Below are 16,610 nucleotides of genomic sequence, written 5' to 3'. Positions count from 1 at the left end.
CCAGGTTAGCTTCACCATTCGGCACACAGAAACCGGAGAAGTAGTGCCTACGATCCAGCAGCTGGTCCGGAAGGGCCGGCAGGACAAGGTCGAGAAGAACAAGACGCCCGCACTCGAGGGTTCGCCCCAGCGTCGCGGCGTCTGCACGCGTGTGTTCACGACCACCCCGAAGAAGCCGAACTCGGCCCTGCGTAAGGTCGCGCGTGTGCGTCTGACCAGCGGGATCGAGGTCACCGCTTACATTCCGGGTGAGGGGCACAACCTGCAGGAGCACTCCATCGTGCTCGTGCGCGGCGGCCGTGTGAAGGACCTGCCGGGTGTTCGCTACAAGATCATCCGCGGTTCGCTTGACACCCAGGGTGTGAAGAACCGCAAGCAGGCCCGCAGCCGCTACGGCGCCAAGAAGGAGAAGTAAGAATGCCTCGTAAGGGCCCCGCCCCGAAGCGCCCGGTCATCATCGACCCGGTCTACGGTTCTCCTCTGGTGACCTCCCTGATCAACAAGGTGCTGCTGAACGGCAAGCGCTCCACCGCCGAGCGCATCGTCTACGGCGCCATGGAGGGCCTGCGCGAGAAGACCGGCAACGACCCGGTCATCACGCTGAAGCGCGCTCTCGAGAACATCAAGCCGACCCTCGAGGTCAAGTCCCGCCGTGTCGGTGGTGCGACGTACCAGGTGCCGATCGAGGTCAAGCCCGGTCGCGCCAACACCCTCGCGCTGCGCTGGCTGGTCGGTTACTCCCGCGCCCGTCGCGAGAAGACCATGACCGAGCGTCTGCTCAACGAGCTCCTCGACGCCTCCAACGGCCTCGGTGCCGCTGTGAAGAAGCGCGAGGACACGCACAAGATGGCCGAGTCCAACAAGGCCTTCGCGCACTACCGCTGGTAGTCGCTACCCACATCGAGACCGAGAGAAGACTGAAGCCTTATGGCTACCACTTCACTTGACCTGGCCAAGGTCCGCAACATCGGGATCATGGCCCACATCGACGCGGGCAAGACGACCACCACCGAGCGCATCCTGTTCTACACGGGCGTGTCGTACAAGATCGGTGAGGTCCACGACGGCGCCGCCACGATGGACTGGATGGAGCAGGAGCAGGAGCGTGGCATCACGATCACGTCTGCTGCGACCACCTGCCACTGGCCGCTCGAGGACAACGACTACACGATCAACATCATCGACACCCCGGGGCACGTCGACTTCACCGTCGAGGTGGAGCGTTCCCTGCGTGTGCTCGACGGTGCCGTGACCGTGTTCGACGGTGTCGCCGGTGTCGAGCCGCAGTCCGAGACGGTGTGGCGTCAGGCCGACCGTTACGGCGTGCCGCGCATCTGCTTCGTCAACAAGCTGGACCGTACCGGCGCCGAGTTCCACCGCTGCGTGGAGATGATCTCGAACCGCCTGGGCGCCCAGCCGCTCGTCATGCAGCTCCCGATCGGCGCCGAGGCCGACTTCAAGGGCGTCGTGGACCTGGTCCGCATGAAGGCGCTCGTGTGGTCCGCCGACGCGGCCAAGGGCGAGATGTACGAGACCGTGGACATCCCGGCCACGCACACCGAGGCCGCCGAGGAGTGGCGCGGCAAGCTGGTCGAGGCCGTCGCGGAGAACGACGAAGAGATCATGGAGCTGTTCCTGGAGGGCCAGGAGCCCACCGTGGAGCAGCTGTACGCCGCGATCCGTCGTGTCACCATCGCCTCCGGCAAGTCCGAGGACACCACGGTCACCCCGGTGTTCTGCGGCACCGCGTTCAAGAACAAGGGCGTCCAGCCCCTGCTCGACGCGGTCGTGCGCTACCTGCCGACCCCGCTCGACGTCGAGGCCATCGAGGGCCACGACGTCAAGGACCCCGAGGTCGTCGTCAAGCGCAAGCCGTCCGAGGACGAGCCGCTCGCCGCGCTCGCGTTCAAGATCATGAGCGACCCGCACCTCGGCAAGCTCACCTTCGTCCGGGTCTACTCGGGCCGCCTGGAGTCCGGCACCGCGGTGCTGAACTCCGTCAAGGGCAAGAAGGAGCGCATCGGCAAGATCTACCGCATGCACGCCAACAAGCGTGAGGAGATCGAGTCGGTGGGCGCCGGCGACATCGTCGCCGTCATGGGCCTGAAGCAGACCACCACCGGTGAGACGCTGTCCGACGACAAGAGCCCGGTCATCCTGGAGTCCATGGACTTCCCGGCGCCGGTCATCGAGGTCGCCATCGAGCCCAAGTCGAAGGGCGACCAGGAGAAGCTCGGCGTCGCGATCCAGCGGCTGGCCGAGGAGGACCCGTCCTTCCAGGTCCACTCCGACGAGGAGACCGGCCAGACCATCATCGGCGGTATGGGCGAGCTGCACCTCGAGGTGCTGGTCGACCGCATGCGCCGTGAGTTCCGGGTCGAGGCCAACGTCGGCAAGCCCCAGGTCGCGTACCGTGAGACGATCCGCAAGGCCGTCGAGCGCGTGGACTACACCCACAAGAAGCAGACCGGTGGTACCGGTCAGTTCGCCAAGGTGCAGATCGCGATCGAGCCGATCGAGGGCGGCGACAGCTCGTACGAGTTCGTGAACAAGGTGACCGGTGGCCGTATCCCGAAGGAGTACATCCCTTCGGTGGACGCCGGTGCCCAGGAGGCCATGCAGTTCGGCATCCTGGCCGGCTACGAGATGACGGGCGTCCGCGTCACGCTCATCGACGGCGGCTACCACGAGGTCGACTCCTCCGAGCTCGCCTTCAAGATCGCCGGTTCGCAGGCCTTCAAGGAGGCCGCGCGCAAGGCTTCGCCGGTCCTCATGGAGCCGATGATGTCCGTCGAGGTCACCACGCCCGAGGACTACATGGGCGAGGTCATCGGTGACATCAACTCCCGTCGTGGCCAGATCCAGGCCATGGAGGAGCGGATGGGTGCCCGCGTCGTGAAGGGCCTCGTGCCCCTCTCGGAGATGTTCGGCTACGTCGGAGACCTCCGCAGCAAGACGTCGGGTCGCGCAAGCTACTCGATGCAGTTCGACTCCTACGCCGAGGTTCCCCGGAACGTCGCCGAGGAGATCATCGCGAAGGCCAAGGGCGAGTAACGGACTACTCCGTTTAACGGACCCCGTTCTCACGCTTTAGGCTTGACCCCGGAGCCTGCATGGGGCATTCCGCCGTGAACCCGGTGGAATGCCCCCGGCACCCGGGCTTTCCAGCAAAGATCACCTGGCGCCGATGAGTAAGGCGTACAGAACCACTCCACAGGAGGACCCCAGTGGCGAAGGCGAAGTTCGAGCGGACTAAGCCGCACGTCAACATCGGCACCATCGGTCACATCGACCACGGTAAGACGACCCTCACGGCCGCCATTACCAAGGTGCTGCACGACGCGTACCCCGAGCTGAACGAGGCCTCGGCCTTCGACCAGATCGACAAGGCGCCCGAGGAGCGTCAGCGCGGTATCACCATCTCCATCGCGCACGTCGAGTACCAGACCGAGACGCGTCACTACGCCCACGTCGACTGCCCCGGTCACGCGGACTACATCAAGAACATGATCACGGGTGCCGCGCAGATGGACGGCGCCATCCTCGTGGTCGCCGCCACCGACGGCCCGATGCCGCAGACCAAGGAGCACGTGCTCCTGGCCCGCCAGGTCGGCGTTCCGTACATCGTCGTCGCCCTGAACAAGGCCGACATGGTGGACGACGAGGAGATCCTGGAGCTCGTCGAGCTCGAGGTGCGTGAGCTCCTCTCCGAGTACGAGTTCCCGGGCGACGACCTGCCGGTCGTCAAGGTCTCCGCTCTGAAGGCCCTCGAGGGCGACAAGGAGTGGGGCAACTCGGTCCTCGAGCTCATGAAGGCTGTGGACGAGTCCATCCCGGAGCCCGAGCGCGACGTCGACAAGCCGTTCCTGATGCCGATCGAGGACGTCTTCACGATCACCGGTCGTGGCACCGTCGTCACCGGCCGCATCGAGCGCGGTGTCCTCAAGGTCAACGAGACCGTCGACATCATCGGCATCAAGACCGAGAAGACCACCACCACGGTCACCGGCATCGAGATGTTCCGCAAGCTCCTCGACGAGGGCCAGGCCGGTGAGAACGTCGGTCTGCTCCTCCGTGGCATCAAGCGCGAGGACGTCGAGCGCGGCCAGGTCATCATCAAGCCCGGTTCGGTCACGCCGCACACCGAGTTCGAGGCCCAGGCCTACATCCTGTCGAAGGACGAGGGTGGCCGTCACACCCCCTTCTTCAACAACTACCGTCCGCAGTTCTACTTCCGTACGACGGACGTGACCGGCGTCGTGACCCTCCCCGAGGGCACCGAGATGGTCATGCCGGGTGACAACACCGAGATGAAGGTGGAGCTCATCCAGCCCGTCGCCATGGAAGAGGGCCTGAAGTTCGCCATCCGTGAGGGTGGCCGGACCGTGGGCGCCGGCCAGGTCACGAAGATCAACAAGTAAGCTCCGCTTGCTTGTCGGTCCACCGACCTGACATGGGCTGATGCCTGAAAGGGCCCGTACGACTTCGGTCGTACGGGCCCTTTCGCACGGGGCGGCGACCGGCCTCGCGTCAATCTCCTGATCCGGGTATCACTCGATCGCCGCAACGTAGGGCATATGCCGATGCTGGTCGGCCTACTCGATCTACGTTCGACGCATGGTCAGCTCATCCCATGAGGCGCTGCACCGGATCTTCCAGGAGGATCCGGCGCTCTTCGCCCGTGCCGTCAGGGGTCTCGGCATCACCTTCGACGGCCCGCTCTCCGGGGCACCCCTTCCCACCGACCTCACCGAGAACCGCCCCGTGGACCGGCGACTGGACACGTTGCTGCGCATGGACACGGAGGGCGGCGAGAGCTTTCTCCTCGCTGTGGAGTCACAAGGGAAGCCGGACCCCGACAAGCCCGCGAGCTGGGCGTACTACCTGTCGCACCTGCACGCCAAGTACGGCCTGCCGCCGGTCCTGCTGGTCGTCTGCGCCGACCGGCGCACCGCGTCCTGGGCGGCCCGGCACGTCGACATCGGCCCTCCGCAGTGGCCCTCGCTCACCGTGCGCCCCCTGGTGCTGGGGCCGGACAGTCTGCCCGTGATCGACAGTCCCGACGAGGCCGCGCGCGACATTCCGCTGACGGTGCTCTCCGCGGCTCTGCACCGCCGGGATCCGGACGCCGATGCCATACTGAAAGCTCTGGCGACGGCACTGAACGACCTGTCGGCCGACGACGAGAACACCGCAAGTATCTTCATCGAGCTCACGGAACAAGGCCTTGGCAAGACGCCGGCCGCAGACCTCTGGAGGCACATCATGGCCGCCGACCTCTCGTTCTTCCAGTCGCAGACGGCGCAGAGCCTTCGGGCCGAGGGCCGGGCAGCAGGTCTTGCCGAGGCCGTCCTGCGTTTGCTGGAGCGTCGTGGTGTCGTGGTGTCCGAGGAGGAACGGGCGCGCATCGTCGGCTGTTCGGATCTGGAGATTCTGGACGTCTGGTTCACGCGGGCGGTCACGGCTGAGTCGGCGGCCGAGGTGTTCACACCGGGCGAGGGGTGAGTCACGTGGGCCGCGACCTCTCGTTCTTCCAGTCGCAGACGGCGCAGAGCCTTCGGGCCGAGGGCCGAGCTGAGGGCCGGGAGGAGGGCCGGGTGGCCGGTCTTGCCGAGGCCGTCCTGCGTTTGCTGGAGCGTCGTGGTGTCGTGGTGTCCGAGGGGGAACGGGCGCGCATCGTCGGCTGCACCGATCCCGACACCCTGGACGTCTGGCTCACCCGCGCGATCGCCGTGGCGTCGGCGGCCGAGGTGTTCGCCCGGGGCGACGAGTGAGAGGCCGTGCCGGCGGGCCGGGGCGGAGCGATCGGCGATGTGCCGGTGCGAGGTCATTCGCGTATGCCCGTGAGCTCCGCCGCACGGCGCCGTAGGGCCAGGGCGGCGGGGGCGACCGAGGCGAGTACCGCGAGGAACGCGCAGGCGGCCGTGACCGCGCCGATCGTCCCCCACGGCACCACGGGCGTGGCGTGTACCGAGAGCAGCCTGAGCGCCGCCCACATCCCGGTGAGGTGGAACCCGGCGACGACCAGTCCGAGCAGCGCGCCGACCGCGACGACCAGGAGCGACTCGGCGCCGACCAGCCGCAGTACCTGCCCGCCCGTGGCGCCGGCCAGCCGCAGTACCGCCAGGTCGCGGACCCGGTCGGAGGTGGCCATCACCATCGTGTTGACCAGGGAGATGCCGGTGTAGAGCAGGGCGATGCCGAGGATCAGGAGGAGGCCGAGCCGGGTCGGGCGGTGGGTCTCCGGGTAGGTGGCGGCGACCCACTCGTCCTGGGTGAGCACCTGCCCGCCGGCCGACCGCGCCGCCTCGCGCAGCCCGGCGGCCACGGCCTCGACGTCGGCGCCGGCGGTGAGGGCGACGTCCACCCGGTCGACCGGGGCGCCGGGGGCGTTGGCGGGAGTGACGTAGACGCCGTTGTCGCCGGTGCCGGTGCGCATCACCGCGGCGATGCGCAGCGTCTTCTCCGTACCGTCCCCGAGCCACACCCGCACGCTCCGGCCGACGGAGTGGCGTTCCCACTCCTCGTTGACGATGATCGAGTGGTCGTCGAGGTCGGTCGCCTTCCCCGTCGCGAGCGGCAGCCGGGTGGTGGCGGCCAGGGCCCGGGGGCTGCCGACGGCGCGGGCCTCGGACCTGATGAGTGCCACGCCCTCCTCCAGGACGTACACCGCGCTCGACGAGCTGGGCGACACCTCTGCCGTCCCCGGCACGGCGCGCAGCCGCTCCACGGTCCGCGCGTCGAAGCCGGTGCCGCCGTCCGGGGAGGTGACCACGATGGCGGCGGTGGTCCGCTCGCGCGTTTCGGTGGCCTTCGCCTCGTTGAGCGTCGCGGTGGCGCCGAGGAGGGATCCCGCGAGGGCGACCGTGACCAGCACCGGCGCGGCGACGGCGGCGGTGCGGCGCACGCCGGCGGCCGCGTTCTCGCGCACCAGCGTGCCCGTGGCGCCCGGCAGCCGGGCCGGCAGCCAGGCCAGCAGCCGGGTCAGCGGACGCACCACGACCGGTGCGAGCAGCGCCGTCGCGGTGATCAGCAGCATCGGCCGGCTCACGTACGTCTTCCGGTGCAGCAGGTCACCGGGGTCGCCGGTCAGGGTGATGCCGAGCGTCACCAGGGCGGCCAGCAGCAGTCCGAGACCGATCAGCCACCGGCCCGCGGTCATCGCCCCGGTGTCCACGGACGCCTCGCGGAGCGCCTCGGCGGGGCCCGTCCGGCCTGCCCGCCAGGACGCCGCGGCCACGCCGCACAGGGCGACGAGGAGCCCGGTCCAGAAGGCCATGTGGTACGGCCAGGTGTGGTCGCCGATGGCGAACCAGGCCGGCGCCAGTTCACCGTCCACCACCCACGCCGCGAGCCGCGGCGCACCGTACGAGCCGAGTACGCAGCCCGCGGCCGAGGCGAGTACGCCGGCCAGCAGGGCCTCGGTGAACACCGTGCGGCGGATCTGCCCGGGCGTCGCCCCGGCCGTGCGCAGCAGCCCGAACTCCCGCCGCCGCTGGGCGACCGCGAAGGCGAACGTGGACGCCACGACGAACACCGAGACGAACGCGGTGACGCCGCCGGCCGTGCCGAACAGGGCGTTCATCGCGGTCAGCGCCTCGCCGTCCCGGCCGGGATCGGCGTCTGCGTACCGCCGGTCGTCCCCGGTGAGCACCTGGACGCCCGCGCTGCCGCGCACCGCGTCCCGTACCGCGGTCGGGTCCGCGCCGGCCACCACCAGCTGCACGCTGAGCGGGGCGAGCCGGGCGGCGCGCGCGTCGGTGTAGAAGACGGCGTCCTCGAACCCGCGGTCGGGCACGGTGCCCACGACCCGCACGGTGCCCCGGTCGGTCCGCACCCGTTCGCCCGGCGCGGCCCAGCCGCCGGTGACGACGACCTCGTCGTCCGTGCGCGGCGCGCGCCCCGCGTCGAGGGCGTACGGCGCGAACGCGGCGGTGGACCAGGGGTGGCCCACCAGGTCGGCGGGCCCGCCCTCGGCGCGTACCGCGAAGGACCGGTCCTCGACGACCCGGCCGAGCCGCTCCAGCTCGGCGACCGTCGCGGCGGGCACCGCACGCGGCTGCGCGAGCTTCTCCGTGCGGTCGCCGACCGGCGTCGGTACCCGCAGGGTGTCCTGCCCCCGCACCACGGCCGGTGCGGCGGCGAACCGCTCGGGCGCCCGCTCCGGCGCGTACAGCGAGGAGGCCAGGGCCAGCCCCGTCACGGCGAGGAGGGCGACGCCCAGCGACAGCGCGACGAAGCTGCCGGCGAAGGTGACCCAGCGGGTGCGCAGGGTGCGCAGGGCGGCGTTCAGCACGGGGCGGCCTCCAGCCGGGTCAGGTGCGCGGCGATGCGGTCGGCGCCGGCGTCGGCCAGCTCGCCGTTGACGCGGCCGTCGACGAGGAAGACCACGCGGTCGGCGTAGGAGGCGGCCACCGGGTCGTGCGTGACCATGACGACGGTCTGGCCCTCGTGGTCGGCCATGCCGCGCAGCAGGGCCAGCACCTCACGGCCGGTCCCCGAGTCCAGCGCACCGGTCGGTTCGTCGCCGAACAGCACGTCGGGGCGGGTGATCAGCGCGCGGGCCAGGGCGACGCGCTGCTGCTGGCCGCCGGACATCTCCGCGGGCCGGTGCCGGGCCCGGTCGCCGAGGCCGACCTGGGCGAGTGCTGCGCGCACCCGGGTCCGGGAGGGGCGGCGGCCGGCCAGGCGGAGGGGGAGCGCCACGTTCTGCTCGGCGGTCAGTGAGGGCAGCAGGTTGAACGCCTGGAACACGAACCCGATGCGCTCACGGCGCAGCAGGGTCAGCCTTCTCTCGCTCAGCCCGGTCAGCTCGGTGCCGCCGACGGCCACCGAGCCCGACGTGGGCCGGTCCAGGCCGGCCGCGCACTGCAGGAGCGTCGACTTGCCGGAGCCGGAGGGGCCCATGACGGCGGTGAACGTGCCCCGGGGAAAGGTGAGGGAGACCTCGTCGAGGGCCGTCACGGCGCTGTCGCCCGCCCCGTACCGCCTGCTGACGGAACGCAACTGGACCGCTCCGTCGTTCATCTGACCGTTCATCTGTCCCCACTACGTCGGCTTCCGGGCTGGTGACTCCACGGAACCGCCTGTGACCACCCCGGCGCAGTGCGGCAGAGGCGAGAACCGGGGTAGGGCAGGCCATACCCCCGCGAGGCCCGCTGGACCGATGGCCCGGCCGATCGCGGGAGTCCTACGGTGATCCGCATGCACCCTCGCACTGTGTGGCAGGCCATGCCCGGCCCCGGTTTCCTGCTGTCGGCCTGGCCGTGGCGCGCGGTCGCCTACCTGACGACCGGGGCGGTGGCCGGTGCCGTCACCCTGGTGGGAGTCGTGGCCGCGGTGGCCGCCGGCGGCCTCCTCGCCGTCGTCGTGGTGGGGCTGCCGCTGCTCGTCCTCACCGCGCTCGCGGGCATCCCCGTCGCCCATCTGGAACGGCACCGGCTGCGCCTGGTCGACCGCGATCCCGTACCCGGCCGGCACCGGCCGCCCGACGCCGCGGGCCTGTGGGCCTGGCTGACCACCCGGCTGCGGGAGCGGTCGACCTGGCAGGAACTCGGCTACGCCCTGCTGTTCGCCTTCCTGCTCTGGCCGCTGGACGCGCTGGTCGTCTGCGCCGCGCTGGCGGTGCCGCTCGCCACGGCAGCCACTCCGCTGCTGATGGCCACCGTCGGGGACGGCGAGGAGGCGAAGGTGCTCAAGCAGTGGACGGTCACCACCTGGCCGGCCGCGTTCGGCGTGGCGGTGCTCGGGCTGCTGCTGCTCGCCCTGGGCGCCTACGCGCTGGGTCTCGCGGCGGGTGCGCGGGCCGAGTTCACCCGTGTCCTGGTGGCCCCGCGCGAGGGCGACCTGGGCGACCGGGTCGTCGAACTCACGCGCTCACGCGTGCGTTTGGTGGACGCCTTCGAAACCGAGCGGCGCCGTATCGAACGCGACCTGCACGACGGCGCCCAGCAGCGCCTGGTCGCCCTGACGATGGCCCTCGGCCTGGCCCGCCTGGACGCGCCGCCCGGCCCGCTCGCCGACCAGCTGGCGAAGGCCCACGGGGAGGCGGGGAAGGCGCTGGAGGAACTGCGTGAACTGATCCACGGCATCCACCCCAAGGTGCTCGCCGACCACGGTCTCCAGGCCGCCGTGGACGACGCGGCCGACCGGTCCGCCGTCCCCGTGGACGTGCGCCTGGAGCTGCCGGGCCGGCTGCCCCAGGCAGTCGAGGCCGCCGCCTACTTCGTGGTCTGCGAAGCCCTCGCCAACGCCGCCAGGCACAGTGGCGCGGACCGCGTGGAGGTGACCGGCGGACACCGCGACGGACGGCTGTTCCTCGACGTCCGCGACGACGGCCGGGGCGGCGCCGACGCCGGGGCGGGCAGCGGACTGACCGGGCTCGCCGACCGGGTGTCCGTACTGGATGGCAGACTCTCCCTGTCCAGTCCGCCGGGCGGACCGACCCTGTTGCGCGTGGAGATTCCTTGCGAGTGGACCGAGCACCGGACCGAACGCTTCGCGTAGTACTGGCCGAGGACAGCGTGCTGCTGCGGGACGGGCTGGTCGGCCTGCTCGGCCGCTGCGGCCACGAGGTCGTGGCGGCCGTGGGGGACGCCGAGGCGCTGGTCGCGGCGACGGAGGAGCACACCCCGGACATCGTCGTCACGGACGTCCGCATGCCGCCCGGCTTCCAGGACGAGGGCCTGCACGCCGCGGTGCGGCTGCGGGAGCGGCGCCCCGGCCTGCCCGTCCTCGTCCTCAGCCAGTACGTGCAGCGGACCTACGCCGCCGAACTGCTGGACTCCGGCGACGGCACGGGTGTCGGCTACCTGCTGAAGGACCGCGTCGGCCAGGTCGAGGAGTTCGTCGACGCGCTGGCCGAGGTCGCGGACGGCGGCACGGTCGTCGACCCGGAAGTCGTACGCCAGTTGCTGCGGCGCCGCCGGGACCCGCTGGAGCGGCTCAGCCCGCGCGAGCGGGAGGTGCTGGCCCTGATCGCCGAGGGCAGGTCCAACGGCGCCATCGCCCGCGAACTGGTCGTCTCGGAGGCCGCCGTGGGCAAGCACATCGGCAGCATCCTCACCAAGCTCGACCTGCCCCCGGCCACCGAGACGCACCGCAGGGTACTGGCGGTGCTGGCGTTTCTGCGGGCCTGATCCCCGCAGAGGACGCGGGACTTCGGGGCCTTGACGCCCACGGGGCGTCGGAGCACGGAGAATTCGGTCACGAATCCCTCATGACACCCCACTTTTCCTTCACACGACGCCACCATTGATCGCGGAAAAGTCCCCGTCCCGTTCCGCTGCCCGGAAAGTGAGTCCGTGAGTACTGTTCCGCCTCCCGACCGTTCCGACGACGACCCGGCCCCCTCCCTGTCCGACGAGCAACTGGAGTCGTTCCTGCGGGAAGCCGCCGAGGGCGGTCACGCCCCCTCCGCGCCCAAGGAACCGTCCGCACGGGCGCGGATGGTGGCTCGGCGGTTGCGGGAGGAGGACGAGGCGGCGCGGCGCGCCGCCCCGGGCGGGGGCCGGGGCGGCCGAGTACCGGGCCGCAAGCGGAAGGAACAGGGGCCGCCGGCCCCACCGGGATGGCGTACGGGCCCGGCAGGGCAGGAGAGCAAGGGCGGCGGCTCCCGCCGACGCCGCTGGGGTGCGGTCGTCGGCGTGCTGGTGCTGGCGGCCCTCGCGGTCGTCGCCGTACGGCCCTCGCTGCTCCTGGACCGGCTGCCCGGCGGAGGCGGCGGCGCCGAACAGCCGTTGGCGGCCGAGAACGCGCTGCCGACCGGCGCCCCCGGGGACCCCGCCCGGTCGGGACGGGCAACCCGCGAGCACCCCTTCCGCGGCTCGCCGGCCGAACGGTGGGCCGAGGGCGCCGACGCCATCGAGGTACCGGCGGCGAAGGCGCTCTCCGGCATGAGCGAGAAGGACGTGGCGTTCGCGCTGCGCCGCACCAAGGATCTCCTGGTCGCCGCCAACCTCGACCCCGGAGTGCTGCGCGGCGAGCAGCCGGACGAGGCGCTGGCCGTCCTCGACCCGAAGCAACCGGAGCTCCTGCCGGAGCTGCGCCGGTCACTGCGGGCACCGGACGAGGAGCACGACCCGCTCCGGCTCTTCACCCGCTTCGACCCGGACGAGGTGCGCCCGGCCGGCGACGTGGTCAAGGTCCGCGGCCACATGGCCCTGGCCGCCGGGGAGCCGGGCGTGGTGAAGGTGAACGCGGACTACACCTTCGTCTATCCGCTCGTGCGGGCGGACGGGGACGACGGAGAGGTGTCGCGCACGATCGTCCGCCGCGTGCTCACCCTGACGCTGAACGACCCGGCCAGATGGGACGTGACCGAGGGAAAGCTCCTGCTGGAGAAGTACTTCTCGGAGCACAACAACACCGACTGCGACATCGACGACGGCTACCTGCACCCCGCTTTCGCCGCCGACGGCCCCAGCGGCGAGCGGCCCACCGGGCCCACGGTGGACCCCTACGACCGCAGTCAGCCCCTCACGGGGGCCGACTCGGAAGGCTGCGGACGGGTGACCCGCACATGAGGGCCGGGGACCGTCGGTCCCGGACGGGGACCGACGCGGCGACGACGTGACGACGCGACCGGGCCCGGGTGCTCTCCCTCAGCGCACCCGGGCCCGCCCCCGTCGTCCCCCGTGGGTCAGTCCGTCACTCCGTGACTCACACGCGCTGCCACAGTGCCGGGACGTTCGGCGGCTCCCAGCCCTGCTGGGCCTGGTGGCCCTGGAGGCAGCGGTAGGTGGCGCCGCCGTACGTCACCGTGGCGCCCGGCTGGTAGACGGTGCCGGCCGCCCAGGTGCCGCCGGGCGGAGGCTCCTCGGGGCCGCCGTCGTCACCGGTCGTCTTCAGGGTGAGGCCGTAGTTCTGCAGCAGCGGGTTGATCGGCTGGAAGAACGTCGTCCCGCCGGAGCGGCAGTCGCCCGAGCCGCCCGAGGTGACGCCCTGCGCCTGGCTGCCGGAGATGTACGAGCCGCCCGAGTCGCCGGGCTCGGCGCACACCGTGGTGCGGGTGACGCCGCTGATGGTGCCCTCGGGGTAGGTGACGCTGGTGTTGTGCTGCTGGATGGTGCCGCAGTGCCAGCCGGTGGTGGAGCCGGAGCGGCACACGGAGGCGCCGACCGGGGCCTGCGTGGACCCGGTGACCTGGACGTTCTGGCCGCCGGCGCCGCTGACGTACGGGGTCGCCGTCCAGTTGGAGTTGGTGGCCACCCAGGCCATGTCGCGGCCGGGGAAGACCGAGCCCTGGAAGGTGCCCTGGGCGACCCGGTTGGCGCCGCTGGTGCTCGCCCCGGTCCGCCCGCAGTGGCCGGCGGTGGCGTAGCCCTGCTGGGTGCCCTTGGTGACGGGGAAGCCGATCGAGCAGCGACCGCTGTTGTTGATGTAGTAGGCCTCGCCGCCCCGCAGGTCGTACAGCGGGCGGGGCTTCTCGGACGACTTCTCCACCCGGGCGAGTCCGGCGTCGACACCGGCCGCGTCGAGCAGGGCGCGGGCCGCGGCAGGCCGTACGGCCTGCACGGTGACCGTGTTCGTCCGCACGTCGACGTACCGGACGGGCGCGTCGGTGGTGTCCCGGCCGGCGGCGGCCCGGTCCAGCCGGGACTTGGCCGCGTCCAGGTCGGCGAGCGAGCGGCGTACGACGGTGGCCACGGCGCCCGCCGCCTCGATCGTCGCGACGTCGTCCGCGTCGGTCGTCGCCACGGTCAGCGTGCCGGACTCGGCGCCCCCCAGCCACGCGCCCGCGAAGTCGCCGCCGAGCGCGGCGCGGAGCCGGCCCGCGATGGCGCCCGCCTCAGCCTCGTTGGCGAGGCGGCGCTCGGCCTGCTGCCGGTCGAGGCCGAGGTCGCGCTGCAGGGCGGTGAGGAGGGCGGGCGGCGCGGCGTCGGTGCGGAGGGTCTCGGCCGCGGTGGGTGCGGAGCCGGCCGGTGCCGTCCCGGCGCTCGCGGAGCCGCTGAGCCCGGCCACGAGCAGGGCGGCCGTCGCGGCGACGGCGGCACCCACGGCTCTGGTGTGTCGGTGTCGGTGGGGCATGGGGGCTTCTCCTCGGTCTCGGCGGGGCCCCGACGGGCCCGGGTGGGCCCCGGTGGTCCGGGTGGGCCCGGTGGGTCCCGGTGGGGAGGTGCCGAAACCGTAGGGAGGGCCGACCGGCGGCCGTAAGACGTCGGTCGGCCCCCTCCCTGGTGTTATGGAAGGCGTACGGGGGCCAGGAGGGGGTCAGGAGACCCGGTTCGCGGCCATCCACTCCGTGTAGCTGTCACTGCTCGCCGCGACCCCCGCGTGCGCCATACGGGCCTGCGCGAGCACGGTCGCCGCGGTGTCCTGCCGTTGCGTCACCGCGTGCCAGCCGAGCAGGTGCCGCCAGGCCAGCGGGGTGCCGGAGAGCGGCCGGGTGACGATGCCGGGCGTGGTCGGGAAGGTCGCCCGGCACAGCCCGACCGCCCGCCCCACCTGCACCAGGTGGACCAGGGACGCGGTGTCCGTCTCGTACATGCGGCGCGGGGTGAACCCGGCGCGGGCGCAGGACGCGGTGAAGCAGTCGCCGAAGCAGCCGTCACCGGGTACGCAGGCCCATTCCTCGTCCGCCAGCTCGGTCAGGTCCACCTCCGTCCGGTGGGCGAGCGGGTGGGCGTCGGGCATCATCACGAACACCGGGTCGACGGCGACCTCCCGCCAGACCAGTCCCTCGGCGCCGGGCGGGGACGCGGACCCGCAGGTCCCGGCGAGCGCGAAGTCCAGGCGCCCCTCCGCCAGTTGCCCGGCCAGCTCCCTCTCCGACCAGGACGTGCAGGTCGTCATCCGGGCCTGTGGCGCGACGTCCGCCAGCCGGTCGACCAGGGCCCCCAGCAGGGGCCCGTGGGTGCCGCCCAGCCGCAGGCGTTCCGCCGTGCGCGGCGCCCGCGCGAACCGGGCCGCCTCCTGCTGCAGCTCGGTCACCGCGGGCAGCACGATCCGGCTGCGCTCCAGCACCAGTTCGCCCAGCGCGGTGGCCCGCACCCCGTGTCTGCCCCGCACGAACAGTGCGCCGCCCAGAGCGCGCTCGATCCGCTTGAGCTGTGCGCTCAGCGCGGGCTGTGCGAGGCCGAGGGCCGTCGCCGCCCTGGTGAGGCTGCCGGCGTCGGCGATGGCCCGGACCGTCTTGAGATGCCGCAACTCCAGCTCCATGAGGGGAGCTTGCGACGGGGGAGGGGCGGGGGCAAGAGGTTGGTCCGGACCTGTGGCACAAGTTGTGTCGTGAACATGAACCACGTCCGGCATGTGGTGGCTCCGCCGGTCCTCGCCCTCGCCGCATGCCGCGTCGGAGAAAACGGCAGGACGGCCGAGGCCTCGATCACGTGATTCCCCGGGCCGTCAGGCCCGGTCCGTCAGTGCCCTCTGGCCGGAGGCCAATCGCCGGACGCGCGCATCTCCATGTACTGCGCGGTCGCGGGGAAGGTCGGCGCCATGTGGGCGGCCGTACCGTCGTGGGGGACGACAACGACCGGGCTGAACGGCTTCTTCGTGAAGTCGCCGGTCTCGATGTGCTCCTTGAAGTCGAAGAGCACAGTCCAGCCATACGTGTATTCGACCGCCGTGTCCGGAAGCATGACGACGGAATCGGCTCGCTCTGCATAGGCGGAGGTCTTCACGTAATGAGCGGCAGTAGCAACTGCCTCGTCCTTGGTAACCACTTGTCCGGCTCCATCATGTACGGGGTGTTCTGATATACGACGTTCTGGTGAGGCGCTGCGGCGGCTGGTGCAACAGGCGGAGCTCGCGGACGTTCTCGGTCTCCAACTTCGCCAAAGAGGCGGTCATCTCATCGAGAAAGACGACTTGGCCGTTGTTGTTGTGGACGTAGACGAGATGTCCTGTGATCTCCTGACCGCCCGCCTCGCGCCTGACCCAGACCAGGCCTCGGGCATCCGGCCCCGCGTCGGCGATGGTGCGTATGACGTCGTCCCAGCCGCCGACCACCGTCTCCCGAAACCCCGGGAAATAGCGCTTGGCCAGCCTGCCCCACCATCCCGGAGCCTCGTGGCCGGGCGCCCACGGCAACGCGGTCACGGCGATCCGGTCGATGCGATGGTGCAGTGCGACGACCCGGCCGCGGACATTGAGCCGCTGCGGCTGGGACACCACTCGGTTGACCTGCTCCCGATTGGGGGCGTGCTCCAGATCGGCGAGGGGAGCGCTGGGGGACGGGTGGTACGGCAGGCCGCTGTACTTCGGTACGACGACCGACGCCGCGAGCATCGGCGTACGCGGGAAACCCGGCTGTGCCACGGTCCGGCAGCTGAGCAACCAGGCAGTGGGGGCCTCGTGCACGACATCAGGGACGGCCAGTTCCACCAGGCCGTTGTAGGTCTGCCGCAGCCACTCCTCGGCCAGCCGCACGGGTCGGCTCACGCGCGGCGGCCCGGCGGCGGTGGCGGCGTACCCCGGTAGCTCTTCGGGTTTCCCGAGTTCCACGGGACGACGAGAGGACGCACCTGAGCCTGGTACTCAAGCGCGCGTAGCCAGTCGGCCGGCCAGGCGGAGCCGCCGACCGACGCCCCGGCGAACGCCCCGGCCAGCGCGGCGACGGAGTCGGAGTCGCCGGAGGAGAACGCCGCTCGCTGGACGACCGCCACGGG

At 71.5% G+C, this 16,610-nt stretch carries 16 protein-coding genes; 9 read left to right on the top strand and 7 right to left on the bottom strand.

What is annotated here, in order from left to right; all coding sequences use genetic code 11:
* Positions 1 to 43 precede the first annotated feature (43 nt).
* From rpsL to ACP4IX_RS20220, 6 genes are all read left to right on the top strand, one after another.
* Positions 44 to 415: a 30S ribosomal protein S12 gene (gene rpsL, locus ACP4IX_RS20245; RefSeq protein WP_003948652.1), complete on the top strand. Its 372-nt coding sequence runs from the start codon at positions 44 to 46 to the stop codon at positions 413 to 415.
* A 2-nt stretch (positions 416 to 417) separates the two neighbouring features.
* Positions 418 to 888: a 30S ribosomal protein S7 gene (rpsG, locus tag ACP4IX_RS20240; RefSeq protein WP_003974303.1), complete on the top strand. Its 471-nt coding sequence runs from the start codon at positions 418 to 420 to the stop codon at positions 886 to 888.
* 39 nt (positions 889 to 927) lie between these two features.
* Positions 928 to 3,054 carry an elongation factor G gene (gene fusA / locus ACP4IX_RS20235; protein ID WP_426524562.1) on the top strand — a complete coding sequence of 709 codons (2,127 nt, stop codon included), beginning with the start codon at positions 928 to 930 and terminating at the stop codon, positions 3,052 to 3,054.
* Positions 3,055 to 3,227: 173 nt separating this feature from the next.
* Complete coding sequence (gene tuf, locus ACP4IX_RS20230) at positions 3,228 to 4,421, top strand: elongation factor Tu (RefSeq protein WP_055418382.1); 1,194 nt, start codon at positions 3,228 to 3,230, stop codon at positions 4,419 to 4,421.
* 196 nt (positions 4,422 to 4,617) lie between these two features.
* On the top strand, positions 4,618 to 5,505 hold the full coding sequence (locus ACP4IX_RS20225) for a hypothetical protein (RefSeq protein WP_426524565.1): 888 nt from the start codon (positions 4,618 to 4,620) through the stop codon (positions 5,503 to 5,505).
* A 5-nt stretch (positions 5,506 to 5,510) separates the two neighbouring features.
* A complete protein-coding gene (locus tag ACP4IX_RS20220) occupies positions 5,511 to 5,774 on the top strand; it encodes a hypothetical protein (protein WP_426524567.1) in 264 nt (87 codons plus the stop codon).
* A 53-nt stretch (positions 5,775 to 5,827) separates the two neighbouring features.
* Here ACP4IX_RS20220 and ACP4IX_RS20215 read toward each other — a convergent pair whose 3' ends face one another.
* Both ACP4IX_RS20215 and ACP4IX_RS20210 read right to left on the bottom strand, forming a co-directional pair.
* Positions 5,828 to 8,296, bottom strand: coding sequence for an FtsX-like permease family protein (locus ACP4IX_RS20215; protein ID WP_426556275.1), 2,469 nt, complete (start codon positions 8,294 to 8,296; stop codon positions 5,828 to 5,830).
* Positions 8,290 to 9,027, bottom strand: a complete 738-nt coding sequence (locus ACP4IX_RS20210; protein WP_426556274.1) for an ABC transporter ATP-binding protein — start codon at positions 9,025 to 9,027, stop codon at positions 8,290 to 8,292. Before ACP4IX_RS20210 ends, ACP4IX_RS20215 begins: the two co-directional genes overlap by 7 nt.
* Before the next feature lie 177 nt (positions 9,028 to 9,204).
* Between ACP4IX_RS20210 and ACP4IX_RS20205 the strand changes: the two genes are divergently transcribed.
* The 3 genes from ACP4IX_RS20205 to ACP4IX_RS20195 all read left to right on the top strand — a co-directional run bounded on the left by ACP4IX_RS20205 (position 9,205) and on the right by ACP4IX_RS20195 (position 12,524).
* Entirely contained in the window at positions 9,205 to 10,506 is a 1,302-nt protein-coding gene (locus ACP4IX_RS20205; RefSeq protein WP_426556273.1) for a sensor histidine kinase, read from the top strand.
* Positions 10,473 to 11,138 carry a response regulator gene (locus ACP4IX_RS20200; RefSeq protein ID WP_426524575.1) on the top strand — a complete coding sequence of 222 codons (666 nt, stop codon included), beginning with the start codon at positions 10,473 to 10,475 and terminating at the stop codon, positions 11,136 to 11,138. Before ACP4IX_RS20205 ends, ACP4IX_RS20200 begins: the two co-directional genes overlap by 34 nt.
* A 165-nt stretch (positions 11,139 to 11,303) precedes the next feature.
* The gene (locus tag ACP4IX_RS20195) at positions 11,304 to 12,524 is read left to right on the top strand and encodes a hypothetical protein (protein ID WP_426556272.1); all 1,221 of its coding nucleotides are present in this window, start codon (positions 11,304 to 11,306) and stop codon (positions 12,522 to 12,524) included.
* A gap of 136 nt (positions 12,525 to 12,660) precedes the next feature.
* Here the strand turns inward: ACP4IX_RS20195 and ACP4IX_RS20190 are convergent, their stop codons facing one another.
* The 5 genes from ACP4IX_RS20190 to ACP4IX_RS20170 all read right to left on the bottom strand — a co-directional run.
* On the bottom strand, positions 12,661 to 14,028 hold the full coding sequence (locus tag ACP4IX_RS20190) for an alpha-lytic protease prodomain-containing protein (RefSeq protein ID WP_426556271.1): 1,368 nt from the start codon (positions 14,026 to 14,028) through the stop codon (positions 12,661 to 12,663).
* A gap of 183 nt (positions 14,029 to 14,211) precedes the next feature.
* Positions 14,212 to 15,159 (bottom strand): LysR family transcriptional regulator, encoded by a 948-nt coding sequence (locus ACP4IX_RS20185; RefSeq protein WP_426556270.1) that lies wholly within the window; start codon positions 15,157 to 15,159, stop codon positions 14,212 to 14,214.
* 200 nt (positions 15,160 to 15,359) lie between these two features.
* Positions 15,360 to 15,665: a YrhB domain-containing protein gene (locus ACP4IX_RS20180; protein WP_426556269.1), complete on the bottom strand. Its 306-nt coding sequence runs from the start codon at positions 15,663 to 15,665 to the stop codon at positions 15,360 to 15,362.
* Positions 15,666 to 15,678: 13 nt separating this feature from the next.
* On the bottom strand, positions 15,679 to 16,383 hold the full coding sequence (locus ACP4IX_RS20175; protein WP_426556268.1) for a toxin glutamine deamidase domain-containing protein: 705 nt from the start codon (positions 16,381 to 16,383) through the stop codon (positions 15,679 to 15,681).
* A partial coding sequence (locus ACP4IX_RS20170; protein WP_426556267.1) for an ADP-ribosylglycohydrolase family protein occupies positions 16,380 to 16,610 on the bottom strand: 231 nt, incomplete at its 5' end. The genes ACP4IX_RS20170 and ACP4IX_RS20175, both read right to left, overlap by 4 nt.

Origin of the sequence: Streptomyces sp. WG5, from assembly GCF_049974565.1 — a bacterium.
Taxonomy (GTDB): domain Bacteria; phylum Actinomycetota; class Actinomycetes; order Streptomycetales; family Streptomycetaceae; genus Streptomyces.
The sequence above is the reverse complement of the archived record's forward strand: the minus strand, read 5'-3'. Positions and strand labels throughout refer to the sequence as shown.

Bases quoted from the DNA above. Each gene is read 5' to 3' on its own strand.
- ACP4IX_RS20190 (WP_426556271.1), bottom strand. From the start codon at position 14,028: ATGCCCCACCGACACCGACACACCAGAGCCGTGGGTGCCGCCGTCGCC.
- ACP4IX_RS20205 (WP_426556273.1), top strand. From the start codon at position 9,205: ATGCACCCTCGCACTGTGTGGCAGGCCATGCCCGGCCCCGGTTTCCTG.
- ACP4IX_RS20225 (WP_426524565.1), top strand. From the start codon at position 4,618: ATGGTCAGCTCATCCCATGAGGCGCTGCACCGGATCTTCCAGGAGGAT.
- rpsG (WP_003974303.1), top strand. From the start codon at position 418: ATGCCTCGTAAGGGCCCCGCCCCGAAGCGCCCGGTCATCATCGACCCG.
- fusA (WP_426524562.1), top strand. From the start codon at position 928: ATGGCTACCACTTCACTTGACCTGGCCAAGGTCCGCAACATCGGGATC.
- ACP4IX_RS20210 (WP_426556274.1), bottom strand. From the start codon at position 9,027: ATGAACGACGGAGCGGTCCAGTTGCGTTCCGTCAGCAGGCGGTACGGG.
- ACP4IX_RS20185 (WP_426556270.1), bottom strand. From the start codon at position 15,159: ATGGAGCTGGAGTTGCGGCATCTCAAGACGGTCCGGGCCATCGCCGAC.